Genomic DNA, 25522 nt, shown 5'->3' on the forward strand with positions numbered 1-25522 from the left:
TTTCGTAAAATAAAATAAGACTAATTGATCGAGGCAACCGTTATATGAGTATTCCGCAGGCTGTGTATCCCGACCTCAAGGGCAAAACCGTGCTGGTGTCCGGCGGTGCTTCGGGCATTGGTGAGTTCATGGTGCGTGCCTTTGCCGCGCAGGGTGCCAAGGTAGCGTTTGTGGACCGCGCGCAGAGCCAGGGCGAACGCCTTGCCGCGTTGTTGAGTTCGCAGGGGCATACCGTCGAGTTCGTGTGCTGCGACATTACCGACGAGATTGGCTATCGCGCGGCTATCGGCCGGTTCGAGCATTCGCTGGGGCCGATCACGGTGCTGGTGAACAATGCCGCCAATGACGTGCGCCACACCCTGGAGGAAGTCGACTCGGAGACGTTCGACCGGTTGATCGCGGTCAACCTCAAGCATGCATTCTTTGCCGCCAAGGCGGTGGTACCGGGAATGAAAGAGGCGGGCGGCGGTTCGATCATCAACCTGGGCTCCGTCGGCTGGATGATGGCCTCGGCCGGCTACCCCGTTTATGCCGCCAGCAAGGCGGCGGCCCACGGCATGACCCGTGCCCTGGCGCGTGAGCTGGGGCCCAGCCATATCCGCGTGAACACGCTGGTGCCGGGCTGGGTGATGACCGAGAAGCAACTGGCGATGTGGGTGGACGATGCGGCCAGGGACTTGATCGCGCGCAGCCAGTGCCTGCCGGGCAGCGTGTTGCCGGAGCATATTGCCAATATGGCGTTGTTTCTGGCGTCGGATGCGGCGGCGATGTGTTCGGCGCAGAACTTCATTGTCGACGGGGGCTGGGTGTAGGCACACCGATTGGCGCTGGATGGAACGTCGCCCGGCTGGCAGTATCGAAATGTTTCCAACCTACTGTTGCAACCCACGGGAGAACCGAGCATGACTGACTACCAGCCGCCGAAAGTCTGGACCTGGGACGCTGAAAGTGGCGGCACCTTTGCCAGCATCAACCGGCCTATCGCCGGTGCCACCCATGACAAGGCGCTGCCGGTGGGCAAGCATCCGTTGCAGTTGTACTCCCTGGCCACGCCCAATGGGCAGAAGGTCACGATCCTGCTGGAAGAACTCCTGGCACTGGGGCACACCGGCGCCGAATACGACGCGTGGCTGATCAAGATCGGCGACGGCGACCAGTTCGGCAGCGGGTTCGTGGCGGTGAACCCGAACTCGAAGATCCCCGCGCTTATGGACCACAGCGCCGCCACGCCTATTCGCGTGTTTGAATCCGGCGCGATCCTGCAGTATCTGGCCGAGAAGTTCGCTGCGTTATTGCCCACGGAGCCGGCAGCGCGGGCGGAGTGCCTGTCGTGGCTGTTCTGGCAGATGGGCAGTGCGCCTTACCTGGGCGGCGGTTTCGGGCATTTCTATGCCTATGCGCCGAGCAAGATGGAGTACCCGATCAATCGCTTTGCCATGGAAGCCAAGCGTCAGCTGGATGTGCTGGACAAGCGCCTGGCCGAGAGTGAATACATTGCCGGGGATGACTACAGCATTGCCGATATCGCGATCTGGCCCTGGTACGGTGGGTTGGTGTTGGGCCGCCTGTATGACGCCGCAGAGTTTCTTTCGGTGCATGAGTACACCCACGTGATGCGCTGGGCCAGGGCGATCGACGCACGGCCGGCGGTCAAGCGCGGGCGTCGGGTCAACCGGGTGTTCGGCGAGGTGTCCGAGCAACTGGCGGAGCGGCATGAGGCTGCGGACCTGGATTGATTGCACAGGCTTTGGCTGCCGTGCTCCTTGTGGGGAATGGATTTATTGTGGTGAATGGATGTGTTGTGGCGAGCGGGCTTGCCCCGCGTTGGGGTGCGAAGCGCCCCCAATCCAGCAAAATGCGGTGTACCTGATACGGCTCAGCGCCTGGTTTTGGGGGCTGCTGCGCAGCCCAACGCAGGACAAGCCTGCTCGCCACAGAAGCGCTCGCCACTGCGGGGCCCGTTGCCACAGCGCTTTTACAGATCTTGTAATAGTTTTGCGTTGTGGGAAATTTATGTTTCGGTTGTAGGATTCAAGTCCTTTTCCCATCGCAGGACTTGCATGAACGCCCTCTCGGAGCCCCCCAGTCGTCTTTCCCCAAGACACGCACCGTCGCTGTTCCCGCTCAAGCACCCCGTATTCCGACTGCCAACCCTGTCCCGGTCCACTGATCGAGCACTGCCGTGCCCGGCCTCCTGAAAACTGAACACAGAGACTTATAGAAATGGAATGGTTAGCGGACCCAACGGCCTGGCTTGGCCTGGCGACCCTGATTGTGCTGGAACTGGTGCTGGGCATCGACAACCTGGTGTTTATCGCGATCCTGGCGGACAAGCTGCCGCCGGAGCAGCGCGACCGTGCGCGGTTGATCGGCCTGTCCCTGGCGCTGCTGATGCGCCTGGGCCTGCTGGCGAGTATTTCCTGGCTGGTCACCCTCACTCAGCCGTTGTTCGAGGTGTTCGACAAGAGCTTCTCCGGCCGTGACCTGATCATGCTGTTTGGCGGCGTGTTCCTGCTGTTCAAGGCCACCATGGAGTTGCACGAGCGGCTCGAAGGCCATGTGGCCCAGCGCAGCGGCAATGTGGCGTATGCGATGTTCTGGCCGATCGTGGCGCAGATCGTGGTGCTCGACGCAGTGTTCTCCCTCGATGCGGTGATTACCGCCGTGGGCATGGTCGATGAACTGGCGGTGATGATGATCGCGGTGATTGTCTCCATCGGCCTGATGATCGTGGCCAGCAAGCCGCTGACCCGCTTCGTCAACGCACACCCCACGGTGATCATGCTGTGCCTGGGCTTTTTGATGATGATCGGCTTCGCGCTGACCGCCGAAGGCCTGGGTTTCCATATTCCCAAGGGCTACCTGTACGCCGCGATTGGTTTCTCGATTCTGATCGAGGTGTTCAACCAGATCGCGCGGGCGCGCCGCAAGAAGTCGGCACAGGGTGTGTTGCCGGTGCGTGAGCGCACCGCCCATGCGGTGATGCGCCTGCTGGGCGGGCGCCGTCTGGCGGTGGAAGAGGTGGATGACGACGTCGCCGACCTGCTGGGCGAGGCGGATGCCGCCCAGGGCCCGCTGTTCGACCGACGTGAACGGGTGATGATCAGCGGCGTGCTGCAACTGGCCGAGCGGCCGATCCGCACCCTGATGACGCCACGGGCCAAGGTCGACTGCATCGATCTGGCGGACGATGCCGAGACGATTCGTCGAACACTCATGCACTCGTCCTACTCGCGTCTGCCGCTGATCCGCAACGGCGCGGTAGATGAACCGCTGGGCTTTGTGCACAAAAAGGAACTGCTCAAGGAGTACCTGGCCGGCAACGAGCCGAACCTGGAACACCTCGCGCGCCGGGCGATCAACCTGCTGGACAGTTTTTCGATCCTCAATGCCCTGGAACAGATGCGCCAGGAATCCACCCACATCGCCTTCGTGATCAACGAATTCGGCGACTTCATGGGGGTGTTGAGCATGACCGACATCCTCGAATCCATCGCCGGCGAATTACCGGACGCCAGCGAGATCGAAGGGCCGGATATCGTCGAGGAGGGCGCGGGCTTTCGCGCCAATGGGGCGTTGAACCTGAACCAGGTGCGTCAGCGCACCGGCTTCAAGGCTGCGGCGACCGAGGACTATCAGACCCTCGCCGGGCTGGTGATGAGCCTGCTGGACCGTCTGCCCGTGCTGGGCGATAGCCTGGAACATGAGGGCTGGCGCCTGACGGTGGCGGCGGTGGAGGAGCGGAGGGTCACACAGGTGTTGCTGGTGCCGTCGGCACGTAGTCTTTAAACACGTCCTCCAGAAATGCTTCCTGGTCCTGCGGGTCACCGATGCCCTTGAGGTTTTCCACCTCCCGGGCATTTTTATACACCACCAGGGTCGGGGTGCCGTCCACGCCTTCGATCTTCGGTGTCTGCGTCGTGTCCAGCACTATGCTTTTAATGCCGTGGCCGTATTTTTCGGCTACCCGCTCAAAGCGCTGGCAGGCGCCCATGCAGGCCGGGCAATAGGGCGAGGTGAACAAGGCGATAACCAGAGGATGTTCCTCCAGGATGCTCTGGTATTCCTTGAGGTCATTGATAACGGTATTTGCAACGCCCATGACGATCTCCTTGCGTACGCGGTTGAAAACCCATTACCGGTACGCTAAATCGGCCGATCCTCAGCGTCTACTGTCAACCTTCACAGGTATCAAACGTCGCGGTCACGCTCTATGCGTTCGCGCGCCTTGCGCGCCTGGCCGGCGCATTTGCGGTATTCCTCATTGTCGCGGGACGCCTTCGCCTCGCGGTAGCCGTGGTGGTTCTGGCTCGTGTAATCCGCGTTGAACGCCTCCTTGAGCTTCTGCAATTCTTCCTTGCATTCGCGGCGGTCGTTGCTGGCCCAGGCGCTGCCGGCTGCCAGCAGTGTGAGCACTAACAGGGTGAGACGAAGCTTCATCGGGGCGCATTCCTTGTCGTCAGAGGTGTGCCAAAGGCTAGTCCAGCGCCGGGATTTTTCCAGAGGGTGCTGCGCGCGGTAACGGGGCGGTGACGCACTGGCATGGCGCTGTCACCCCTGTATGAGGCCCTGGGTAGCACGGCGACAGGAAGCGCCGACGCAATGCCGTATTTCGCTGTGCTACTCATCCGCTTGATTACCAACAGTTTTATTCTTGCCATGGTTTTCTGTTAGTGCCAGTGGCACACTTTCTGCTGTCTATTCCGTTGTTACATACCAAGTTCCGGTATAGCGGAATATATAGCCCCTGGAGTGCTCGCCATGCATCACCGACCTTTCGTGTTCAAAGCGTGTGTTTTTCTTTTCGCCGCCTCGGCGTCCCTTGCCAGCCTGGTGCAGGCGGCGGACAGCAAGCTCGATGCCGTGCTCAAGCGCGGGCATCTGATCGTGGGCACCGGCAGCACTAATGCGCCGTGGCACTTCCAGGGGGCGGATGGCAAGTTGCAGGGGTTTGATATCGACATCGGCCGCATCGTCGCCAAAGGGCTGTTCAATGATCCGAGCAAGGTCGAGTTCGTGGTGCAGTCGTCCGACGCGCGCATTCCCAACCTGCTGACCGACAAGGTCGACATGACGTGCCAGTTCATCACTGTCACCGCCAGCCGTGCGCAACAGGTGGCGTTCACCCTTCCGTACTACCGCGAAGGCGTGGGCCTGCTACTGCCCAACAACAGCAAATACAAAGAGATCGAAGACCTGCAGGCCGCAGGCGACAGCGTGACCGTGGCCGTGCTGCAGAACGTGTACGCCGAAGAGCTGGTGCACCAGGCGCTGCCCAAGGCCAAAGTCGACCAGTACGACAGCGTCGACCTGATGTACCAGGCCGTGAACTCCGGGCGCGCCGATGCCGCCGCCACCGACCAGTCTTCGGTCAAATACCTGATGGTGCAAAACCCCGGCCGCTACCGCAGCCCGACCTACGCGTGGAGCCCGCAGACCTATGCGTGCGCGGTCAAGCGTGGCGACCAGGACTGGCTGAACTTCGTCAACACCGCCCTGCATGAAGCCATGACCGGTGTGGAGTTCCCCACCTACAAGGCCTCGTTCAAGCAGTGGTTCGGCGTGGACCTGCCGGAACCCGCGATCGGCTTCCCGGTTGAGTTCAAGTAAATCGTAAACCCTGGGGCGTCGCCGACGACGCTCCGAGCAGGTGCTGCCAACCATGAACTATCAGTTGAACTTTGCCGCCGTGTGGCGCGACTTCGACACCTTGCTGGCGGGGCTCGGCCTGGGCCTGACGCTGGCGTTGATCTCGATCGCCATCGGCTGCGTGATTGGCCTGTTGATGGCCTTCGCCATGCTGTCCCGGCACCGCGCCTTGCGCATCCTCGCCTCGGTGTACGTCACAGTGGTGCGCAATACGCCGATCCTGGTGCTGATCCTGTTGATCTACTTCGCCTTGCCGAGCCTGGGCATCCGGCTGGACAAGATCCCCTCGTTCATCATTACCCTGTCGCTGTACGCCGGTGCCTACCTCACCGAGGTGTTCCGCGCCGGCCTGTTGAATATCCCCAAGGGCCTGCGCGAAGCCGGCCTGGCCATCGGCCTGGGCGAGTGGCGCATTCGCGCCTACATCAGCGTGCCGGTGATGCTGCGCAATGTGCTGCCGGCGCTGTCGAACAACTTTATCTCGCTGTTCAAGGACACGTCACTGGCCGCCGCCATCGCGGTGCCCGAGCTGACTTATTACGCCCGTAAGATCAATGTCGAAAGCTACCGGGTGATCGAAACCTGGCTGGTCACGACGGCGCTCTACGTGGCTGCCTGTTACCTCATCGCCATGCTGCTCCGTTACCTGGAACAGCGCTTGGCGATCCGTCGTTAGGAGCGGCCTCCATGTATCAATCCCCCAGTTGGCTGCAGGAACTGTGGATCGCCCGTGACACGCTTTGGGCCGGCTTCCAGGCCAGCGTCTACGTGTCGGCCCTGGCGATACTTTTCGGCACCATGATCGGCATCGTCGCCGGCTTGATCCTCACCTACGGCAGGTTCTGGATGCGCGCGCCGTTTCGCCTGTATGTCGACCTGATCCGTGGCACGCCAGTATTCGTGCTGGTGCTGGCATGTTTCTACATGCTGCCGGCGCTCGGTTGGCAGATCAGCGCGTTCCAGGCCGGTGCGGTCGGGCTCACGCTGTTTTGCGGCTCCCATGTGGCGGAAATCGTGCGGGGTGCCCTGCAGGCCATCCCCCGTGGGCAACTCGAGGCGGGCCGGGCGATTGGGCTGACGTTCTACCAGTCTCTGGGCTACGTGCTGTTGCCCCAGGCGCTGCGCCAGATCCTGCCGACCTGGGTCAATTCGTCCACGGAAATCGTCAAAGCCTCGACGTTGCTCTCGGTGATCGGCGTGGCCGAGCTGCTGCTCAGCACCCAGCAGGTGATCGCACGCACCTTCATGACCCTGGAGTTCTACCTGTTCGCGGGCTTTCTGTTCTTTGTCATCAACTACGCCATTGAATTATTCGGGCGCTACATTGAAAAACGGGTGGCCTTGCCATGAACCAGCCTCAAACAACCCAACCGCTGCTGGACATTCGCGGCCTGCACAAACACTACGGCGAGCTCGAAGTGCTCAAGGGCGTCGACCTGAGCCTGCAGCGCGGCAACGTGGTAACGCTGATCGGCTCGAGCGGCTCGGGCAAGACCACGCTGTTGCGCTGCGTCAACCTGCTCGAAGAGTTCCAGGGCGGGCAGATCACCCTGGAGGGTGAGTCCATCGGCTACAGCGAAAGCAGCGGCAAGCGCGTGCGTCACCCGGAGCGTATGATCGCCCGGCACCGCGCGATGACCGGCATGGCGTTCCAGCAGTTCAACCTGTTCCCCCATCTGACGGCGTTGCAGAACGTCACGTTGGGCCTGTTGAAAGTCAAGAAGATGGCCAGGGACGAAGCGGTGGCACTGGCCGAAAAATGGCTGGACCGCGTGGGGCTGCTGGAACGGCGCAATCACTTTCCCGGCCAGTTGTCCGGCGGTCAGCAGCAACGTGTGGCGATTGCCCGGGCCATTGCGATGAACCCCAGCCTGATGCTGTTCGACGAAGTTACCTCGGCCCTCGACCCGGAGCTGGTCGGCGAAGTGCTCAGTGTGATCAAGGGTCTGGCCGAGGAGGGCATGACCATGTTGCTGGTCACCCATGAGATGCGCTTTGCCTATGAAGTCTCGGACAAAATCGTGTTTATGAACCAGGGCCGCATTGAAGAGCAGGGCAGCGCAAAAGAAGTGTTCGAGCGCCCGCAATCGCCGCGCCTGGCGGAATTTTTAAAGAACATCCGTTTTTAATCAGGAGCCTGTTTTTATGAGCATTACTCGTTACGGAGCCGGCAGCACCGCCGGAGGTGGTCAGCCTCGTCCTTTTGCCCGCGCGGTGGAAGCCGACGGTTGGCTCTATGTGTCGGGCCAGGTGCCTGCGGTGGACGGCGAAATCATCACCGGCGGGATCATCGAGCAAACCCGGCAGACTATGCGCAATGTCGTGGCGATCCTCGAAGAGGCCGGCTACGAGTTGAAAGACGTGGTACGCGTCGGCGTCTGGCTGGAAGACCCGCGCGACTTCTGGAGTTTCAACAAGGTCTTCGGCGAATACTTCACCCCGGAACACGCCCCGGCGCGGGCCTGTGTGCAGGCCAGCATGATGGTGGATTGCAAGGTGGAGATCGATTGTGTGGCCTACAGGAAAAAGGGCTGAACTGCCATGACCGAAGACCCCATCAAACGCCGCGCCAAGGGCCTGGACCGGGCATTCGATATCCTCGATTTTCTCAAGGAGGTCGGCCAGCCCCTGCGTCCGAATGATATCGCCAGCGGCATCTGCAGCCCCAAATCCACGGTCTACGAACTGGTCGCCTCGCTGCTGGAGCGGCGCATTCTGGAGACCGTGGGCAAGGACGGCCACGTTTATCTGGGCCGCCAGCTGTACTTTCTCGGCCAGGCGCACCTGCGCCATTTCGACTTGACCCGCGAGGCCGACCACGCCTTGCAGGAAATAGTCAGCCAGACCCGTGAAACCGCGCAGATGTGCCTGCTCAACGGGCGCAAATACACGGTGGCGCTGATGCGCGAGGGCGAGCGGCATTTCCGTATTTCCTCGGACATCGGCGAAAACGCGCCGATCCCGTGGACTGCCTCCGGGCGCCTGTTGCTCGGGCACCTGAGCGACCAGCAGATCATTGACCTGATCGACCCCGACGACTTCATCCTGCCGGACGGCCAGCGCTTAGCGCTGGACACCTTCCTGGCGCAGATCCGCCAGGCCACCCTCGACGGCTTCTTTTCCTTCGACAGCGTGGCCGACACCTTCACCCACTGCTTCGCCGCCCCGGTACGGGACGCCCAGGGGGTGAGCATTGCCACCCTGTGCATCGTCGCGCCACGGGCCGACGCAATCACCCATTACAACGATTACCGCCGGGTGTTGATCGACAGCGCCAACCAACTGGCCCGGCGCATCAACGAATAGGAGTTTTGCATGTCCGCCCTCAACGCCGTTGAAAAAGGCGCCGCCGCCGTCGGTGCCCATCTGGTCCGCGACGTCAGCCTGCCGGCCCTGGTTCTGCACCGCGACGCCCTGGAACACAACATTCGCTGGATGCAGGACTTTGTCCGCAGCAGCGGCGCCGAACTCGCGCCCCACGGCAAGACCAGCATGATGCCGGCGCTGTTTCAGCGTCAGCTCGCCGCCGGCGCCTGGGGCATCACCCTGGCCAATGCCGTGCAGACCCGCACCGCCTACGCCGGTGGCGTACGCCGTGTGTTGATGGCCAACCAGTTGGTGGGCGCGCCGAACATGGCGCTGATCGCCGAGTTGCTGGAGGATCCGCAGTTCGACTTCCACTGCATGGTCGACCACCCGGACAACGTCGCCGACCTGGGCCTGTTCTTCGCCGCGCGCGGGATGCGCCTGAACGTGATGATCGAATACGGTGTGGTCGGCGGCCGCTGCGGTTGCCGCAGCGAGCAGCAGGTGCGCGACCTGGCGGCGGCGATCAAGGCCCAGCCCGCCCTGGCCCTCACCGGTATCGAAGGCTACGAAGGGGTGATCCACGGCGAGCACGCCATCAGCGGCATCCGCGACTTTGCCGCGAGCCTGGTGCGCCTGGCGGTGGACCTGCAGGACAACGGCGCATTCGACCTCGCCAAACCCATCGTCACCGCCTCGGGCTCGGCGTGGTACGACCTGATCGCCGAGTCTTTCGAACAGCAGAACGCCGCCGGCCGTTTCCTCAGCGTATTGCGCCCGGGCAGCTACGTGGCCCACGACCACGGTATCTACAAGGACGCGCAATGCTGCGTGCTCGACCGGCGCAGTGATCTCGACGAAGGGCTGCGCCCGGCCATGGAAGTCTGGGCTCACGTGCAGTCGCTGCCCGAACCCGGTTTTGCGGTGATTGCCCTGGGCAAGCGCGACGTGGCCTTTGACGCCGGCCTGCCGGTGCCGCTCAAACGCTACAGGGCTGGCGTCGTGCCGGCCGAGGGCGACGACGTGAGTGCGTGCCAGGTCACTGCGGTGATGGACCAGCACGCGTTCATGACGGTGGCGCCGCAGGTTGAATTGCGCATTGGCGACATCATTTCGTTCGGCACGTCACACCCTTGCCTGACCTTTGACAAGTGGCAGGTGGGGTGCCTGGTGGATGACGAGTTGCGCGTGATCGAGTCCCTGCATACCTGTTTCTAGACCGAGTCGCCTTTATCGCAGGCCATCCGCCACACCGGAGAGCAACGCCATGACCACGCAACCGCGCATCGCCCTGATCGGCGAATGCATGATCGAACTGCAACACCGCGCCGACGGCAGCCTGCACCAGAGCTTCGGCGGTGACACCCTGAACACGGCGGTGTACCTGCGCCGCGAGCTGGGCGCGGTGGGCACGGTCGACTACGTCACCGCCCTGGGCGATGACAGTTTCAGCGATGCCATGTGCCGGCAGTGGACCGACGAGGGCCTGGGGCTGGGCATGGTCCAGCGCCTGGCCGGGCGTCTGCCGGGTTTGTATTGCATCCAGACGGATGCCCATGGCGAGCGTAAATTTCTCTACTGGCGCAACGAAGCGGCGGTGCGCGACTGTTTCACCACGCCTGCGGCCGAGCCGATCCTGGCGGCGTTGCCGGGCTATGACCTGGTGTATTTCAGCGGTATCACCCTGGCGGTATTGGGTGAAATCGGCCGCGAGCGTCTATTGCAGGCGCTGGCCGAAACCCGCAGGCGCGGCGGCAAGGTGGTGTTCGACAACAATTACCGGCCACGCCTGTGGGCCGATGTCGAGGCGGCGCGGGTGGCGTATCGCAAGGTCATGACCGAGGTGGACATTGCCTTGCTCACCGAAGACGACGAACAAGCGTTGTTCGGTTATGCCGACAGCGAGCAGGTGTTCGCCGCGTACCCGGCGATCACCGAGGTGGTGCTCAAGCGCGGCGCGGATGAGTGCCGAATTCGCTGCGACGGCGCGCGCGTTGCCGTGCCGGCGTTGAAGGTCGAAACGGTGGTGGATACGACGGCGGCGGGGGATTCGTTCAGCGCGGCGTACCTGGCCGCGAGGCTCAAGGGCGGTTCGCCGCAGGAGGCTGCGTTGGCGGGGCATCGGTTGGCGAGTCGAGTGATTCAGGTGCCGGGGGCGCTGATACCCCGGGGGTGAATGGCCGCCTGGGGCGGATCGGGAGCAAGCCCCCTCCCACATTTAATCGCGTTCACATCCCTCAGTCCCGGTAAAACACCTGCACCAGGTGATACCCGAACTTGCTCTTGATCGGCCCGTGAACCACCTTCACGGGCTTCTTGAAGATCACCGCATCAATTGCCCCCACCATCTGCCCCGGTCGCACTTCACCCAAATCACCGCCGCGCTTGCCCGATGGGCAGGTGGAATACTTCCTGGCCAGCACATCGAAGGCTTCGCCCTTGGCGATGCGCTGCTTGAGTTGTTCGGCTTCTTCGCTGGTTTTCACCAGGATATGACGGGCTTGGGCTTTCATCGGGTTCTACCAGGTGGGCGACGGCGCGCGATTATGCCTGAACTCACTGGGCCACGCCGATCATGCTGCGGATTTTGGTGGCCAGCAGGTCAATGGAAAACGGCTTGGCCACCATGTCCATGCCGTCCTCCAGGAAGCCCTGGCGCTCGGCGGCTTTCTCGGCGTAACCGGTCATGAACAACACGCGCAGACCGGGGCGATGCTGGCGTGCGATTTCTGCCAGTTGCCGGCCGTTCATGCCCGGCAGGCCGACGTCGGTCACCAGCAGGTCGACGCGCAAATCCGACTCCAGCAGCGGCAGCGCCGCGCGGGCATCCGCCGCCTGGTGTGCGGTGTAGCCGAGTTCGTCGAGCACATTGACCACCAGCATGCGCACCGCCGCGTCGTCCTCGACCACCACCACCGCTTCACCGGCCAGGGCCACCGGCGCTTCGCTCAAGTGCGTCGGCAAACTGCTTTCCAGCGCGGTGCCGTGCAGGCGCGGCAGGTACAGGCGCACGCAGGTGCCCTGGCCCGGTTCGCTCTGGATGGTGACGTGGCCGCCGGACTGCTGGGCAAACCCGTAGATCATCGACAAGCCCAGGCCGGTGCCCTGGCCGATGGGCTTGGTGGTGAAGAACGGATCGAACGCCTTGGCGAGGATTTTCGGCGCCATGCCGCTGCCGTTGTCGCTCACGCCCAGCATCACGTAGTCGCCGGCCTTGACCGGTTCGAGAGTGGTGATATCGGTGCCGTCCAGGTAGCTGTTGGCGGTTTCGATCAGCAGTTCGCCGCCATCGGGCATCGCATCGCGGGCGTTGATCACCAGGTTGAGCAGGGCGTTTTCTAGTTGGCTGGCGTCGGTGTTGACCGGCCAGATGTCCTGGCCCAGTTGCACCTTGAGCGAGATGTGCGCGCCCTTGGTGCGCTGGAACAGATCCTCCAGCGACGCCACCAGTTGATTGGGGTCGGTGGGCTGGCGGTCGAGTGACTGGCGCCGCGAGAACGCCAGCAGCCGGTGGGTGAGGGCGGCTGCGCGGTGGGCAGAGGACACGGCGGCGTCGGCAAAGCGGCCGACCTCTTCGCTGCGCCCGCCGGCGATGTAGCGCTGCATCAGGTCGAGGCTGCCGATGATGCCGGTGAGCATGTTGTTGAAGTCATGGGCGATGCCGCCGGTGAGCTGGCCCACCGCTTCCATTTTTTGCGCGTGGCGCAGCGCGTCTTCGGCGCGCTCGCGTTCGTACATCTCGTTCTGCAGGCGCTGGTTGGCCTCGGCCAGCGCCTGGGTGCGCTGGGCCACGCGTTCTTCGAGGTTCTCGTTGAGGTGGCGCAGGGCTTCCTCGGTGAGTTTGCGTTCGGTCTCGTCGATCACAAAGATGTAAAAGCCATTGACCGAACCGTCGTTGCTGAAGCGCGGCAGGTACTTCATCAGCGCATGGCGCGGGCGACCGTCGCGATGGGGCGTCAGGGTCATGAAGCTGCAGGCCTTGCCGCGCAGGGCGGCGGCGATCTTGTCCTGGCGTCCGGCGTACACCTCGTCGCCGAGCACTTCGCGGATGGTCTTGCCGTACAGCTCCTGGGGCGTCATGCCGTACCACTCAAGGTAGGCGCTGTTGTTCAGGCGAAACCGCTGTTCATGGTCGACATAGCCGATCAGCACCGGCATCGCGTTGATGATCAGTTGCAGCTCGGTCTGGCTTTGGCGCAGGGCCTGTTCGGTGTGCTTGCGTTCGGTGAGGTCCAGCGCGGCGCCGAGGAAGCGCGCCGGCCGCCCCTGGGGGTCCTTGTAGCAACGACCGCGGGCGAATACCCAGCGCACTTCGCCGTCGGCCTGCATCAGGCGGTATTCCTCGGCGTATTCGGTGCCGAAAGTGATGCAATGCTTGATGCTGCGCGTGACCATGCCACGGTCTTCGGGGTGCACGCCCAGCAGGTAGTCGCTGATCGGCAACAGGCTGGCCTGATCGGGGTCGACGCCGTGGAGGAAGGCGAAATGCGCGTCGGCGATAAAGCGGTCTTCGCCGATATCCCAGTCCCAGGTGCCTACCGCGTCGGTCGCCGCCAGTGCCAGTTGCAGGCGTTGCTCGGTGTTGTGCTGGGCCTTGAGGCTGTCTTCGGAGCGCTGTTGCAGCTCGATGGCCTTGCGGCGGCGCTCGTTGGTCTCGATGGCGGTGACCAGGATGCCGGCGACCTGGCGGCTTTCATCGCGCACCGGGCTGTAGGTGAGGTCGAGCCAGATCTCGGCGTCGCGCCCCTCGCGCTGCAGCACAAAGCGCTGCTCGCTGAAGGTGCGCACCTGGCCGCCGAGCACGGCATCGTAGATGGGGGCGGTGAAATCCTGCAGTTCCGGCCAGGTGTGATGCGCCGGCTGGCCCAGTGCGTCCGGGTGCTTGTTGCCAGCCAGTTGGGCAAAACCATCGTTATACAACTGGATAAGGTCGCGGCCCCACAGCAGCAGCATCGGCATTGGCGAATGCACGACGATATCCACCGCTGTACGCAGGCTTTGCGGCCAGTCATTGGCCTCACCGAGGGGGCTTCGTGCCCAGTCCAGCCGCGCAATCAATGCGCCGGCTTCGCTACCGGTGGATGTTCCATTCATGAAAAAAGCCCTGAGCCTGACGCTTTGAAAAAATGACAACACCCATTATCTCTTGGGAAACGGCAGGGTGACTACCCTCGGAAAATAGCATGCCCTGGATATTTTTCTGCAAAACCCCGCCTTTGGGCTGAAACCTTTCATCTTCTGGCCAGTTCGACGCCTTACGCCAACAGTGATCTAGTCGCAGATCCCAACGTGAGAAAAGTTACATACTTTTGTACTCCCGCTCGGCAACCTATTTTTGACTTTCTACCAATCAAGCGTACGTCAACTATTCGAGTACGGTTCAGATGCTGATCTCCAACACAGGTTTTTCGAATACTTATCCCGCAGACGAGCACCGATTTCCTGATATACAGCGCCATGGGGGCATGTTGGCCTCACCCTCGCGCGTCACCCGCTCTACGACATCCGGTGCGCCACCGGCGGCACAGTTGGCAACTTCGCTCGAAGCTTCGGACCAGCAGCTGGCTGCCAATTACATCCAGGCGCTGTCGTCCGCGCTATGGACCAACCAAAGCGACTATCTAGACACTGAGCTTGGAAACATCCCGGCCAAATCAACCTTCGGGAAATGGTGGCAACAGTACCGCGATGCCATGAACAACCCCAACTTCGTGCACTGGGTCAAGGCACGCGGGCTCGACGTTTCCAGCATCTTGCTGGAGCCCCACAGTGGCTTCCTTTCGGCTTTCTTCAACGGTAAAAAGAATTCCTTCGGCCCGAAACGGATGCTGGATGGAAAGAGGTTTCGGGCCCCATCCTCAGTGTGGCGAAAGTACTCGTGCCTTCACGCAGCGGCACGCGCGTGGTTCTGGGACCGCCGACTGACCGCGCTGCTCTTGAAGTCATTGGGAATTTTTATGGTGAACCCAACACCGAGAATCCGACCCGGGAACAGGCTCGGGCAAGAGCCGTCCAGATGAGCGCCACCGGGGTGTTCGCGGCCATTCCTGCCACCGACCCAGAGCGTTCGCAAACCATTCGTGGCCCGCAGGCGCTGGCAGTGCAGCAGCAATTGCTGGCAGATATCGATGACCACTACAGCGTTGTCATGGGTGAGCCAGATAAATCTTCTCGTGCAAAAGCAGACAAGGCATTGGCTGCTCAATATGTCGCAGCACTGCGCAATGCTTCCTGGAGCGGCTACCTTACCGAGAGCACGCGCCTGGACGAAATCCCCATGCGATCAACGCTGGGCCACTGGTGGCAACTTTACTGTGATGCCTTTAATAACCCGCAATTCCAGCATTGGGTAAAAGAAAGTGGCCTTGACCTGTCAACGATGGTCATTTCTCCGATCACCAAGGAGGTGTCCGGCGCTTTCAACGACGAGTTTGAAGTCAGAAGCCTGGACAGCGACACGGGTTGGGCAAGGGTGGCGGCACCGATCCTGAATGCAGCGGGTGTTGTGTTCGGTCGGCACGACAATCTGATCAAGCCACCTTCCGGCTATCCTGACAACTCGCCTCCGCTGATGGTGGTGGGCGATTTTCTGGGTCAAGACGCCCAGAATTTCACCAAAGAACAGGCAGCTTCCGTGGCTGATCGGATCGCTGGCACGCCCATCTCGGCCATGGGGGGCGGCCAGCGTGGTGAGCGATATTCACTGGATGCGCTCGGCACTCAGCAACTGGCATTGGCCAATGCTCGCGACCGGTACAACCTGATCCAGGGCCTTACCAGGGTTGCCACGTCACTGCCCACTCAATCGGCGAGCAATTTGAATGGCCAGCTCGATAGCACGACGTTTGACGTGCATCCACATTCATCATACGGGCAGTCCCACAGCGTCCAGCCGGGTCACGCGGTCAGCCTCAGACAGTTTCTTCAGGGCAGTGGCTTGAGCGTCCCAGGCAACCGTGAGCAGGTGGCGAACCTTCTCACTGTGCTGGCTTCGCCGCTGCCCAAACCATCAGAACGGGATAATTATTGGCGGTTGTTAAGCCCATTTACCTTTAGCCGCGAGCCAAGAGCCCTGATTCAAACCTGGAGCACTCAGGCGCTTGACTCTGCCCTGTACAAGCGGGTCTTTGAGGAGACTGATCGAACCCGTGAGCACTATCCGACTGCTCAGAGACTCAAACAGCTGGTTTCCAGCCCGCAGGCCAAAGCGCTGGGCGAATCGTTGCGGGTCAGGCTGCAAGGTAAAGCCGATGCCGCGGGCGGGGCGGAGTGGGCGGCGGCGGCAATCGTACTCAGCCTGGATCCGATGGCCGGCACGCAACGTAACAGGGTGGCCGGCTACGACCTGGCCGGGCAAAGCAATTGGGGCAAGACGCCGACAGCCATTGTCGACGATCTGGCCAGGCATCTGGTCGTTGAAGGCAGCATCAGTCAGTCAATGGCGCCTGTCGCGACCCGATTGCTGCTGGCCGGAATCGCCCCTGAGCTTCTGGTAGCTGATCTGCCCGCCGACCTGGTCTATGGCTCTCACACATGGGCCAGCTTCAGCATCGCTGTGGCGCGTATCGAAAAAATATTCCCTGGCGCGTCACAATCCATGACCTTCAAGCAGATCATGAAGTTCGGCAGCACTCAGCCGATTTCGGCCAGCGAACACGTCATGCAGGCTGACGCGCAACGCAATGCGATGGTGGATTGGGGTGTCGTCAATGGAATGATTGCGAAACGCTCGGACGACACCTATTCAAACGCAGAGGTCGAACTGGCGCGCAGCCGATTCAACCAACAACTCACACAACTGGTCGCGGCCAGTAATGCCCAGCAGGCGGCCGTGCCCTCACGCAGGGACATGGCGCTGGCGCAATTGAAAGCGACGTTCGGTGACACCATCGACTATGAAAAACGGTCGATCAAGCACGCGTCCTTTCTTACCCCGCCAGAGCTGCTTGGCATCCAGATGACCCTGATATTCAAATTGGAGGATGTCTGGGCCGAGCATTTCTCAATCCTGGAGCTCTACATGGCCGGCGTGTTGGATAATCCAGACGCCAAGTGGGTGTGTGATGATGAGAGGATTGCGTTTGATCGTATAAAAAATGCCGCCAGCACGCTGCCGGCTATCGGACAACGTTTTGATGAAAGTATGGATCGCTACAGTGAAAAGCTTAAAAGCTCTGTGGCCGTGAATATTCAGAACATGATTGCCCGGTTGCCGCTGAAGGATCGCAGAAACTTTGAGTTTGGCACCCCCACGTTATATTCAGCTCGCGAAGGGTTTTTCGTAAACTCGCGCGAGGACTATGCCGATCAGGCTGCCTCGCATAAAGGGCATTACGGCTTGATTATCCGTACCCGAAGAACATCACCGCCAACAGATTACGAACTGTTTCCGGGTAAGGGCATATTGCAGAAAAAAACCGGCTTGCCGGACCCGCTCCCGTTGGGGCCGAGCAACGTCAACGAGGCACCCATGGTGTTCGACGGCGGGGTGACGCAGGGGGAGGAAGCCGGCCAGCCTTTTGCGCTTGACTTCCAGGCATACCAGGAGGGGACAAGCCCCAGGGCGCGTTCGGTATATACAAATATTATTCTTGAGTCGGTTCCCGTTTCGACCAAAGAGGACGTACGTTCGCTATCCAGTGATGAACCCGCCGATACCGACAGTGTCCCGAGAAGTTTCTTCACCCGCAACACAAAAAAAATAGCGCAAAGCGCCGCTGATTTTTTTCTTTTCAACCTTGAAGCGCTCAAGAACGAAGCGAAAGGCGTCACCCGCTATGAGCGCGTGGAAAAGTCTGAAAAAGACATTAAAGATACCCTCTTCAGGATGATTCCGTTCGTGGCAGCCGCGCAGGCAGCGAAAGAGGGCAATTATGTCGAGGCATTTGCAGACGCTGGACTGGATGTGTTCGGGTTTCTGGTGCCCGAATTCAAACTCGCCGAAGAAGGTGAGGGGCTTTTAGTGAAAACCGGCAGCAAGCTTGTCGGATCGCTGAGTGAGGCAGGCGCCGAAACAAAAGTCGCGTCAAGGTTAACGCTGGTCGACAACATTGGCGAATTATCGGCGGGTGGATATGACATCAACCGCCAGCGTCGCCTGAGCCCTTTGCAGTTGAATGAGCTTGCACAGCGAGCGGATATTGCCATGGGATCCGTGGGGGCAGGCGGTGAACCCATCTCCGTTGTCGCGCAATTCGATGACGCCTCGCAAAAATGGTATGCCTATGATGCACAGGCGGCCCAGTCCTATGGCCCGCCGCTGAGTGATTTCACTCCCGAGACCTCTGCGCCACTGACGGCCGAACCAGCGCCGACTCCCGGTGCCGCCACCTTGCTGGATCGCGGCTTGGAACAGGACAACGTCATACAGATGGGTGGGGCGATGAAAGACCTTAAATTCATTGGCGGCGAAGTCCATACCTTCACCGACGTTTATAAAGGGCGTAAACGTCTTAATATCGTTGCCCACGGCACCCGACGCGATTGGGTCGACAAGCTGTTACGCAATGGCTCCGAGGTAGTGATCGATGGAAAAGCCTATAGCGCCAAACAGTTGATAGGTCTGCTGAAAGGCAAAGGCGTGGACCCTGCTGATTTTGATAATGTGCGGCTGTTGATCTGTCACTCGGCAGAAGGCAAGGGACGCTCTTTCGCCAGTCAGTTTCAAAAAGCAATCAACCGGCCGGTGAAAGCGTTCGAGGGGACGGTGGCGATTCACAACGGATCGACGTCCATCACGTCCTCCCGTAATCAATTGCTGAGTCACTATGCCAACCAGTACCCGGGCCTGACGGACGTTGCCGCGCAACAGCTCGCCGACAGCCAGTTGAAGCGTGACTTTGTCAACAAAGTCACGCAGCACGTGGAAAAGAAGCACGGTGATTTGATTTTGATTAACACGGCGGGTGTGGGTCAGCCGCCCAAACATGCCCTGCAAAAAATCAACTACCTACCGCGTCACTTTTCATAAGGCTGACCTTGACCCCCGCCTCTTGCAGGTCGGGGGTTCATTGCGCCAGCCAGCCGCCGTCGATGTTCCATGCGGCACCGCGTACCTGGCTGCCGGCGTCGCTGCACAGGAACAACACCAGCTCACCCAGTTGCGGCGGGGTGACGAACTCAAGCGATGGCTGTTTTTCGGCGAGCAAATCATGCTGCGCCTGCTGCGGGTCGACGCCCTTGGCGATGCGATCATCGATCTGCTTCTGCACCAGCGGGGTCAACACCCAGCCGGGGCAGATCGCATTGCAGGTGACGTTGCTGGCAGCCGTCTCCAGGCCCACCACCTTGGTCAGGCCGATCACGCCGTGCTTGGCCGCCACATACGCCGCCTTGCCCACCGAACCGACCTGACCGTGCACCGAGGCAATATTGACGATACGCCCCCAGCCCTTGGCCTTCATGCCCGGCAGGCTCAGGCGGGTGGTGTGGAACACCGAGGACAGGTTGATCGCAATGATCGAATCCCAGCGCTCCACCGGGAAGTCTTCCACCGCCGCCACATGCTGGATGCCGGCATTGTTGACGAGGATATCCACGCCGCCGAATTCGCGCTCGGCGTAGGCGAACAGCTCGGCCAGTTGCGCCGGGTCGCTGACGTCGGCCGGGTGATGACCGACCTTGCCGCCGAACGCCTGCACCTGGGCGACCACTGCGTCGGCGTCGCCGAAGCCGTTGAGGATCAGGTCGGCACCGGCCTCGGCCAGGCTCAGCGCGATCCCCAGGCCGATGCCGCTGGTGGAACCGGTGACCAGGGCGGTCCTGCCATGCAAATTCGTCATAAAAACCTCACACAATTGCGTTGTGGCGAGCGGTTAAGCCCCAATGCCGTTCAATTAAGCGCAGATTCCCTGTGGCGAGCAGGCTTGTCCTGCGTTGGGCTGCGCAGCAGCCCCAAAACCAGGCGCTGAGTCGTATCAGGTACACCGCGTTTTGCTGGATTGGGGGCGCTTCGCACCCCAACGCGGGGCAAGCCCGCTCGCCACAAGGGATGGGTTTCCTGTATTTCTTACTGCGCAATGTGCGCGGCGACCAGGAGCTCCCGGGTGTAGGGGTGCTGCGGCGCGTCGAACACCTGATGGCTCGGCCCGCGTTCCACCACCTTGCCGTCCTTGACCACGATCATGTCGTGGGCCATGGCGCGTACCACCGCCAGATCATGGCTGATAAACAGATACGTCAGGCCATATTTTTCTTGAAGTTCGCGCAGCAGCGTCACCACCTGTTTTTGCACCGTGCGGTCCAGCGCCGAGGTGGGCTCGTCCAGCAGCATCAGCGCAGGTTTGAGCACCAGTGCGCGGGCGATGGCGATGCGCTGGCGCTGGCCGCCGGAAAATTCGTGGGGGTAGCGATGCCGGCTGGCCGGGTCCAGGCCCACGTCCCTGAGCACCTGGATCACCTGTGCATCGCGTTCGGCCAGGCTGCACGGCGCGTGCACCTCCAGCCCTTCGCTGATGATCTGCTGCACCGACATGCGCGGGCTGAGGCTGCCGTAAGGGTCCTGAAACACCACCTGCATCTGTTTGCGCCACGGGCGCATCTGCTGATGGCTGAGGGGGTCGAGGGCCTCGCCCTGGAAGCGAATGCTGCCGGTGGAGTCGAGCAGGCGCAGGATCGCCTGGCCCAGGGTGGATTTACCCGAGCCCGATTCGCCGACAATCCCCAGGGTCTTGCCGCGTTGCACGCTGAGGCTGATGCCGTCCACTGCCTGCAGGTACGTCTTGCGGCGAAACAGCCCGCCGCCCAACGCAAATTTCACGCTCAGGTCGTCCACCTGCAACACGGTTTCGCGGGTGTCGCTGCACAACGCTTCGCCCGAGGGTTCGGCGTCGAGCAGCAACCGGCTGTAAGGGTGCTGCGGCGCGGTGAACAGGGTTTCGCACTCGGCCTGTTCGACAATTTCGCCGGCCCGCATCACGCACACGCGCTGGGCAATGCTGCGCACCAGGTTGAGGTCGTGGCTGATCAGCAGCAGCGACATGCCCAGACGTTGTTGCAGCGACTTGAGCAGCAGCAGGATTTTGCGCTGCACGGTCACGTCCAGCGCGGTGGTGGGTTCGTCGGCGATCAGCAGTTGCGGCTCGCAGGCCAGCGCCATGGCGATCATCACCCGCTGGCGCTGGCCGCCGGAGAGTTGGTGCGGATAAGCCTTGAGTCGCTCCCGGGGTTTTTGAATGCCCACCAGTTCGAGCAGTTCGAGGATGCGCGCCTGCGCCGCCTTGCCGCCCAGGCCCTTGTGCAGCAGCAGGGTTTCGCCGATCTGCTTTTCGATGCTGTGCAGCGGGTTGAGCGAGGTCATCGGCTCCTGGAAGATCATCGCAATGCGGTTGCCGCGCAGTTTCTGCAAGGTGGCGGGCGCTGCGCCGATCAATTGCTGGTCACGGTATTTCACCGAGCCTGTGGTGTGGGTGCCGGCTTCGGGCAGCAGTTGCAGGATCGAGTGGGCGGTCACCGACTTGCCCGAGCCCGACTCGCCCACCAGTGCCAGGCATTCGCCCTCGCGCACGTCCAGGCTGAGGTTGTGCACCACGGTCTGGCCGCTGAACGCGACGCACAGGTCGCGGATTTCGATGAGGTTCATAGGCAGTCACTCATGAGCGGGGATCGAAGGCATCCCGCAGGGCCTCGCCGATAAACACCAGCAGCGACAGGATTAGCGCCAGGGTAAAAAATGCCGTCAGGCCCAGCCACGGCGCCTGCAGATTCTGCTTGCCCTGGGCGATCAACTCGCCCAGCGACGCACTGCCGGCGGGCATGCCGAAGCCGAGGAAATCCAGGGCGCTCAAGGTGGAAATCGCGCCGGTGAGGATAAACGGCAGGTAGCTCAGGGTGGCGGTCATTGCATTGGGCAGGATATGCCGGCCAATGATCTTGCCGTCGCCCAGGCCCAGGGCGCGCGCGGCCTTGACGTACTCCAGGTTGCGCCCGCGCAGGAACTCGGCGCGCACCACGTCCACCAGGGCCAGCCAGGAAAACAGCGCCATGATCCCCAGCAGCCACCAGAAATTGGGCTCCACGAACCCCGACAGGATAATCAGCAGGTACAACATCGGCAGCCCCGACCACACTTCAAGGATGCGCTGCCCGAGCAGGTCCACCCAGCCGCCGTAGTAACCCTGCAAGGCCCCGGCGGCAATGCCGATGGCGGCGCTGATGGCAGTGAGGGCCAACGCAAACAGGATCGATACGCGCGCACCGAAGATCACCCGCGCCAGCACATCGCGGGACTGGTCATCGGTGCCCAGCCAGTTCACCGCCGAGGGCGGGCTGGGGGCAGGGCGGGTCAGCTCGTAGTTGGGTGTGTCGTCGCTGAACGGGATCGGCGGGAACAGCATCCAGCCGCCGTCATGCTTGATCAGGGTTTGCACGTAGTCACTGCGGTAGTCGGCCTGGAACGGCAGCTGCCCGCCGAACTGTTGCTCGGTGTAGCGCTTGAACACCGGAAAATACAGCTCGTTCTTGAAGCTCAGCACCAGCGGTTTGTCGTTGGCGATCAGCTCGCCGCCGAGGGTGAGCATGAACAGGCCGATAAACAGCCACAGCGACCACCAGCCCCGGCGGTTTTTCTTGAAACGCTCGAAACGGCGGCGTGCCACGGGAGACAGGTTGAGCATCAGGCGTTCCTCGCGGCGAAGTCGATACGCGGGTCCACCAGGGTGTAGCAGAGGTCACCGATGAGTTTTATCAGCAAGCCGAACAGCGTGAAGATGAACAACGAGCCGAACACCACCGGGTAGTCCCGCGACACTGCCGCTTCGTAGCTCATGCGGCCCAGCCCGTCGAGGGAAAAAATCACCTCGATCAGCAGGGAACCGGCGAAGAACACGCTGATGAACGCCTGGGGAATGCCCGAAATCACCAGCAGCATCGCGTTGCGAAACACGTGGCCGTAAAGTACGCGGCGTTCGCTCAAGCCCTTGGCGCGGGCCGTCACCACGTATTGGCGGGTGATTTCATTGAGAAACGAATTTTTGGTGAGAATGGTCAGCGTGGCGAACCCGCCGATCACCAGCGCGGTGACCGGCAGCACCAGGTGCCAGAAGTAGTCGGCAACCTTGCCCACGGTGCTCAGTTCGTCGAAGTTGTCCGAGACCAGGCCGCGCACCGGGAACCAGTTCAGCGAGGTGCCGCCGGCGAATACCACGATCAGGAACATCGCGAACAGAAACGCCGGCATCGCGTAGCCGATCACGATGGCGGTGCTGCTCCACACATCGAAGCTGCTGCCATGGCGCACCGCCTTGCGGATGCCCAGGGGGATCGACACCAGGTAGGTGATCAAGGTGGCCCACAAACCGAGGGAGATAGTCACCGGCATTTTTTCCAGGATCAGCTCGATCACGGTTTTGCCGCGAAAGAAGCTGTTGCCGAAGTCCAGTTGGGCGTAGTTGCTGAGCATCAGCCACAGACGCTCCGGGGCCGGCTTGTCGAAGCCGTACTGCTTTTCGATGTCCTTGATCAGCTTGGGGTCCAGGCCTCGGCTGGCGCGCGAGGCGCTGATGCTTTCGCCTGCGCCGGCCCCCACGCCGCCGCCGCCGATCCCCTGCAGGTGGGCGATGGCTTGTTCCACCGGTCCGCCGGGCGCGGCCTGCACGATCACGAAATTCACCAGCAGGATGATGACCAGGGTCGGGATGATCAGCAGCAGGCGCCGAACGATATAGGCAAACATCAGCGGGTACCTGCGCGTTTTTTCAGTGCGGCGTTCATTTGCTCATTAGTCAGCGGCGTGGGGCTGATTTCCCACCAGGTTTCCAGGGCTTCGTCATTTTTGGCCTCGATGGCCGGGCGACCGAAGCGGTTCCACCACGCGGCGGAGGTGCCCGGCGGGTAGTAATTGGGAATCCACAGGTAGTTCCATTGCAGCACCCGGTCCAGGGCGTGGGCGTAGGTGAGCATCTGCGCCTGAGTGTTTGCCTTGACCAGGCCTTTGATCAGGCTATCGACGGCCGGGTCTGTGAGCACCATGTAGTTGTTGGCGCCGGGGTCACGGGCGGCCGCCGAGCCAAAGAAGTTGTACAACTCCATCCCGGGCGAGGTAGTGACCGGAAAGCCTGTGACGATCATGTCGTAGTCCCGCGCCATTACGCGGTTGACGTACTGCGAGGAGTCGATACGACGAATGTTCAGGGTGATGCCGATCTGCGCCAGGTTGCGTTTGTAGGGCAGCAGCAGACGTTCCATGCCGGTCTGCGTGTTGAGGAAGGTAAATTCCAGCGGCTCGCCCTGGGCGTTCACCAGCTTGTCGCCCTCGGGTTTCCAGCCGGCTTCCTCCAGCAGGGCCAGCGCTTGCAGCTGTTTGTCGCGGATCACGCCGCTGCCGTCGGTGACCGGCGCTTTGAACACCTGGGTGAACACCTCGTCGGGCACCTGGCCGCGCAGCGGTTCGAGAATCGCCAGTTCTTCCTGGGTGGGCAACTGGGTGGCGGCCAACGGGCTGTTGGAGAAGTAGCTCTGCTGGCGAATGTAGAGGTTGTGCATCATCTGCCGGTTGGCCCACTCGAAGTCCCACAGCATCGCCAGGGCCTTGCGCACGCGGCGGTCCTTGAACAGCGGATTTTGCACATTGAATACGTAGCCCTGGGCCGGTTGCGGCATCTCTTTGGCCAGGTGCGCGCGTTGCAGACGGCCGTCGTCCAGCGCCGGGCCGTTGTAGCCGATGGAATAACCGGTGGCGGAGAACTCACGGTTGAAATCGTAGGCGCCGCCGCGCAGCACCTGGCGCGCCACCTCGGTGTCGCCAAAATATTCCAGGCTCAGGTGATCGAAGTTGTACAGGCCACGGCTGACCGGCAGGTCCTTGCCCCACCAGTAGGGGTCGCGGGTAAAGGTGATGGTGCTGCCCGAATCGATCTTGCTGACCTTGTACGGGCCGCTGCCCAGAGGCGCTTCATAGCCGCCGCCGTTGGCGAAGTCGCGGGTTTTCCACCAGTGCTCGGGCAGCACCGGCAGGCTGACCAGGTCCAGGGGCAGGGTGCGGTTCTCGTTGCTGGAGAAGTCGAAGCGCACCTGACGCTCGCCTTCGACCTCGACGCGTTTGACATCGGCGAACAGCGTACGAAAACGCAGGCTGCCTTGGGTCATCAGCAGGTCGTAGCTGTAGCGCACGTCTTCGGCGGTGATCGGTGTGCCGTCGGCAAATTGCGCCTTGGGGTTGAGGTAAAAACGCAATGACAGGCCATCGTCGGCGCGTTCCATCTTTTCTGCGACCAGGCCATAGACCGTGTAGGGCTCATCCAGCGAGCGCTGGGCCAGCGGGGAATAGAGCCAGCCGTCGATCTGAGACACGCCGATGCCTTTGTCGATATAGGGCAGCACATGGTCGAAACGGCCGATCTCCAGCGCCGAACGGCGCAGCGTGCCGCCCTTGGGCGCATCGGGATTGGCGTAGTCGAAGTGGCTGAAACCGGCGGGGTATTTGGCTGGCTCGCCGTAGACCGTCAGGTAGGGCTGCGGGGCTGCGGTCACGGCCGTGCTGACCAGCAGCAGGGCCAGGATGGAACTGATCAGTGGGGGAAACGCCAATCGCATGGTCAGCCTTGAGCGCCGGGTGAAGAATGAGGGCTGT

22 protein-coding genes are annotated in these 25522 nt (G+C 61.7%); 13 read left to right on the forward strand and 9 right to left on the reverse strand.

Features of this window, described 5'->3' with window-relative positions; translation table 11 throughout:
- The first annotated feature begins 44 nt into the window (after positions 1–44).
- From VRB54_RS10330 to VRB54_RS10340, 3 genes are all read left to right on the forward strand, one after another.
- Positions 45–812 (forward strand): SDR family NAD(P)-dependent oxidoreductase, encoded by a 768-nt coding sequence (locus VRB54_RS10330; protein WP_057010163.1) that lies wholly within the window; start codon positions 45–47, stop codon positions 810–812.
- 90 nt (positions 813–902) lie between these two features.
- Positions 903–1736 carry a glutathione-dependent disulfide-bond oxidoreductase gene (gene yghU, locus VRB54_RS10335; protein ID WP_338480701.1) on the forward strand — a complete coding sequence of 278 codons (834 nt, stop codon included), beginning with the start codon at positions 903–905 and terminating at the stop codon, positions 1734–1736.
- A gap of 487 nt (positions 1737–2223) precedes the next feature.
- Positions 2224–3789, forward strand: coding sequence for a TerC family protein (locus VRB54_RS10340; RefSeq protein ID WP_338480702.1), 1566 nt, complete (start codon positions 2224–2226; stop codon positions 3787–3789).
- Here VRB54_RS10340 and VRB54_RS10345 read toward each other — a convergent pair.
- Entirely contained in the window at positions 3749–4102 is a 354-nt protein-coding gene (locus tag VRB54_RS10345; protein ID WP_338480703.1) for a thioredoxin family protein, read from the reverse strand. The two genes, VRB54_RS10340 and VRB54_RS10345, sit on opposite strands and share 41 nt — an antisense overlap.
- 89 nt (positions 4103–4191) lie before the next feature.
- Positions 4192–4440 (reverse strand): hypothetical protein, encoded by a 249-nt coding sequence (locus VRB54_RS10350; protein ID WP_338480704.1) that lies wholly within the window; start codon positions 4438–4440, stop codon positions 4192–4194.
- A 321-nt stretch (positions 4441–4761) separates the two neighbouring features.
- Between VRB54_RS10350 and VRB54_RS10355 the strand changes: the two genes are divergently transcribed.
- The 8 genes from VRB54_RS10355 to VRB54_RS10390 are packed head-to-tail and all read left to right on the forward strand — an operon-like array spanning position 4762 to position 11131.
- Positions 4762–5610, forward strand: a complete 849-nt coding sequence (locus VRB54_RS10355; protein WP_338480705.1) for a transporter substrate-binding domain-containing protein — start codon at positions 4762–4764, stop codon at positions 5608–5610.
- A gap of 52 nt (positions 5611–5662) precedes the next feature.
- Entirely contained in the window at positions 5663–6325 is a 663-nt protein-coding gene (locus VRB54_RS10360; RefSeq protein ID WP_015372301.1) for an amino acid ABC transporter permease, read from the forward strand.
- Positions 6326–6336: 11 nt separating this feature from the next.
- The gene (locus tag VRB54_RS10365; protein WP_338480707.1) at positions 6337–6999 is read left to right on the forward strand and encodes an amino acid ABC transporter permease; all 663 of its coding nucleotides are present in this window, start codon (positions 6337–6339) and stop codon (positions 6997–6999) included.
- Complete coding sequence (locus VRB54_RS10370; protein ID WP_338480708.1) at positions 6996–7778, forward strand: amino acid ABC transporter ATP-binding protein; 783 nt, start codon at positions 6996–6998, stop codon at positions 7776–7778. The genes VRB54_RS10365 and VRB54_RS10370 overlap by 4 nt, the downstream gene beginning before the upstream one ends.
- Before the next feature lie 16 nt (positions 7779–7794).
- Entirely contained in the window at positions 7795–8184 is a 390-nt protein-coding gene (locus VRB54_RS10375) for a RidA family protein (RefSeq protein ID WP_003238127.1), read from the forward strand.
- 6 nt (positions 8185–8190) lie between these two features.
- On the forward strand, positions 8191–8955 hold the full coding sequence (locus VRB54_RS10380) for an IclR family transcriptional regulator (protein WP_338480709.1): 765 nt from the start codon (positions 8191–8193) through the stop codon (positions 8953–8955).
- A 9-nt stretch (positions 8956–8964) separates the two neighbouring features.
- Positions 8965–10173, forward strand: coding sequence for an amino acid deaminase (locus VRB54_RS10385; RefSeq protein WP_338480711.1), 1209 nt, complete (start codon positions 8965–8967; stop codon positions 10171–10173).
- Positions 10174–10222: 49 nt separating this feature from the next.
- Positions 10223–11131 carry a sugar kinase gene (locus VRB54_RS10390; protein WP_338480713.1) on the forward strand — a complete coding sequence of 303 codons (909 nt, stop codon included), beginning with the start codon at positions 10223–10225 and terminating at the stop codon, positions 11129–11131.
- A gap of 61 nt (positions 11132–11192) precedes the next feature.
- On the opposite strand, the gene VRB54_RS10395 is transcribed toward VRB54_RS10390, so the two are convergent.
- Positions 11193–11468 (reverse strand): peptidylprolyl isomerase, encoded by a 276-nt coding sequence (locus VRB54_RS10395; protein ID WP_057010175.1) that lies wholly within the window; start codon positions 11466–11468, stop codon positions 11193–11195.
- 43 nt (positions 11469–11511) lie between these two features.
- Complete coding sequence (locus tag VRB54_RS10400) at positions 11512–14049, reverse strand: PAS domain-containing hybrid sensor histidine kinase/response regulator (RefSeq protein ID WP_338480714.1); 2538 nt, start codon at positions 14047–14049, stop codon at positions 11512–11514.
- A 290-nt stretch (positions 14050–14339) separates the two neighbouring features.
- On the opposite strand from VRB54_RS10400, the gene VRB54_RS10405 reads away from it, so the two are divergent.
- On the forward strand, positions 14340–14975 hold the full coding sequence (locus VRB54_RS10405; protein WP_338480715.1) for a hypothetical protein: 636 nt from the start codon (positions 14340–14342) through the stop codon (positions 14973–14975).
- Positions 14972–18925 carry a hypothetical protein gene (locus tag VRB54_RS10410; RefSeq protein WP_338480717.1) on the forward strand — a complete coding sequence of 1318 codons (3954 nt, stop codon included), beginning with the start codon at positions 14972–14974 and terminating at the stop codon, positions 18923–18925. The genes VRB54_RS10405 and VRB54_RS10410 overlap by 4 nt, the downstream gene beginning before the upstream one ends.
- A gap of 37 nt (positions 18926–18962) precedes the next feature.
- Here the strand turns inward: VRB54_RS10410 and VRB54_RS10415 are convergent, their stop codons facing one another.
- From VRB54_RS10415 to VRB54_RS10435, 5 genes are all read right to left on the reverse strand, one after another.
- The gene (locus VRB54_RS10415) at positions 18963–19736 is read right to left on the reverse strand and encodes a 3-hydroxybutyrate dehydrogenase (protein ID WP_338480718.1); all 774 of its coding nucleotides are present in this window, start codon (positions 19734–19736) and stop codon (positions 18963–18965) included.
- Positions 19737–19963: 227 nt separating this feature from the next.
- Positions 19964–21535: an ABC transporter ATP-binding protein gene (locus VRB54_RS10420; RefSeq protein ID WP_338480720.1), complete on the reverse strand. Its 1572-nt coding sequence runs from the start codon at positions 21533–21535 to the stop codon at positions 19964–19966.
- 10 nt (positions 21536–21545) lie between these two features.
- Complete coding sequence (locus VRB54_RS10425) at positions 21546–22568, reverse strand: ABC transporter permease (protein ID WP_338480722.1); 1023 nt, start codon at positions 22566–22568, stop codon at positions 21546–21548.
- Positions 22568–23626, reverse strand: coding sequence for a microcin C ABC transporter permease YejB (locus VRB54_RS10430; protein WP_209981409.1), 1059 nt, complete (start codon positions 23624–23626; stop codon positions 22568–22570). The genes VRB54_RS10425 and VRB54_RS10430 overlap by 1 nt, the downstream gene beginning before the upstream one ends.
- Complete coding sequence (locus VRB54_RS10435) at positions 23626–25485, reverse strand: extracellular solute-binding protein (protein ID WP_338480724.1); 1860 nt, start codon at positions 25483–25485, stop codon at positions 23626–23628. The genes VRB54_RS10430 and VRB54_RS10435 overlap by 1 nt, the downstream gene beginning before the upstream one ends.
- Positions 25486–25522: the final 37 nt, after the last annotated feature.

This window comes from Pseudomonas trivialis (assembly GCF_036864995.1).
Classification (GTDB): domain Bacteria; phylum Pseudomonadota; class Gammaproteobacteria; order Pseudomonadales; family Pseudomonadaceae; genus Aquipseudomonas; species Aquipseudomonas trivialis.

Excerpts from the sequence above, each read along its gene's own strand:
- VRB54_RS10330 (WP_057010163.1), top strand. The coding sequence starts at position 45 with ATGAGTATTCCGCAGGCTGTGTATCCCGACCTCAAGGGCAAAACCGTG.
- yghU (WP_338480701.1), top strand. The coding sequence starts at position 903 with ATGACTGACTACCAGCCGCCGAAAGTCTGGACCTGGGACGCTGAAAGT.
- VRB54_RS10340 (WP_338480702.1), top strand. The coding sequence starts at position 2,224 with ATGGAATGGTTAGCGGACCCAACGGCCTGGCTTGGCCTGGCGACCCTG.
- VRB54_RS10345 (WP_338480703.1), bottom strand. The coding sequence starts at position 4,102 with ATGGGCGTTGCAAATACCGTTATCAATGACCTCAAGGAATACCAGAGC.
- VRB54_RS10350 (WP_338480704.1), bottom strand. The coding sequence starts at position 4,440 with ATGAAGCTTCGTCTCACCCTGTTAGTGCTCACACTGCTGGCAGCCGGC.
- VRB54_RS10355 (WP_338480705.1), top strand. The coding sequence starts at position 4,762 with ATGCATCACCGACCTTTCGTGTTCAAAGCGTGTGTTTTTCTTTTCGCC.
- VRB54_RS10360 (WP_015372301.1), top strand. The coding sequence starts at position 5,663 with ATGAACTATCAGTTGAACTTTGCCGCCGTGTGGCGCGACTTCGACACC.
- VRB54_RS10365 (WP_338480707.1), top strand. The coding sequence starts at position 6,337 with ATGTATCAATCCCCCAGTTGGCTGCAGGAACTGTGGATCGCCCGTGAC.
- VRB54_RS10370 (WP_338480708.1), top strand. The coding sequence starts at position 6,996 with ATGAACCAGCCTCAAACAACCCAACCGCTGCTGGACATTCGCGGCCTG.
- VRB54_RS10375 (WP_003238127.1), top strand. The coding sequence starts at position 7,795 with ATGAGCATTACTCGTTACGGAGCCGGCAGCACCGCCGGAGGTGGTCAG.
- VRB54_RS10380 (WP_338480709.1), top strand. The coding sequence starts at position 8,191 with ATGACCGAAGACCCCATCAAACGCCGCGCCAAGGGCCTGGACCGGGCA.
- VRB54_RS10385 (WP_338480711.1), top strand. The coding sequence starts at position 8,965 with ATGTCCGCCCTCAACGCCGTTGAAAAAGGCGCCGCCGCCGTCGGTGCC.
- VRB54_RS10390 (WP_338480713.1), top strand. The coding sequence starts at position 10,223 with ATGACCACGCAACCGCGCATCGCCCTGATCGGCGAATGCATGATCGAA.
- VRB54_RS10395 (WP_057010175.1), bottom strand. The coding sequence starts at position 11,468 with ATGAAAGCCCAAGCCCGTCATATCCTGGTGAAAACCAGCGAAGAAGCC.
- VRB54_RS10400 (WP_338480714.1), bottom strand. The coding sequence starts at position 14,049 with ATGAATGGAACATCCACCGGTAGCGAAGCCGGCGCATTGATTGCGCGG.
- VRB54_RS10405 (WP_338480715.1), top strand. The coding sequence starts at position 14,340 with ATGCTGATCTCCAACACAGGTTTTTCGAATACTTATCCCGCAGACGAG.
- VRB54_RS10410 (WP_338480717.1), top strand. The coding sequence starts at position 14,972 with ATGAGCGCCACCGGGGTGTTCGCGGCCATTCCTGCCACCGACCCAGAG.
- VRB54_RS10415 (WP_338480718.1), bottom strand. The coding sequence starts at position 19,736 with ATGACGAATTTGCATGGCAGGACCGCCCTGGTCACCGGTTCCACCAGC.
- VRB54_RS10420 (WP_338480720.1), bottom strand. The coding sequence starts at position 21,535 with ATGAACCTCATCGAAATCCGCGACCTGTGCGTCGCGTTCAGCGGCCAG.
- VRB54_RS10425 (WP_338480722.1), bottom strand. The coding sequence starts at position 22,568 with ATGCTCAACCTGTCTCCCGTGGCACGCCGCCGTTTCGAGCGTTTCAAG.
- VRB54_RS10430 (WP_209981409.1), bottom strand. The coding sequence starts at position 23,626 with ATGTTTGCCTATATCGTTCGGCGCCTGCTGCTGATCATCCCGACCCTG.
- VRB54_RS10435 (WP_338480724.1), bottom strand. The coding sequence starts at position 25,485 with ATGCGATTGGCGTTTCCCCCACTGATCAGTTCCATCCTGGCCCTGCTG.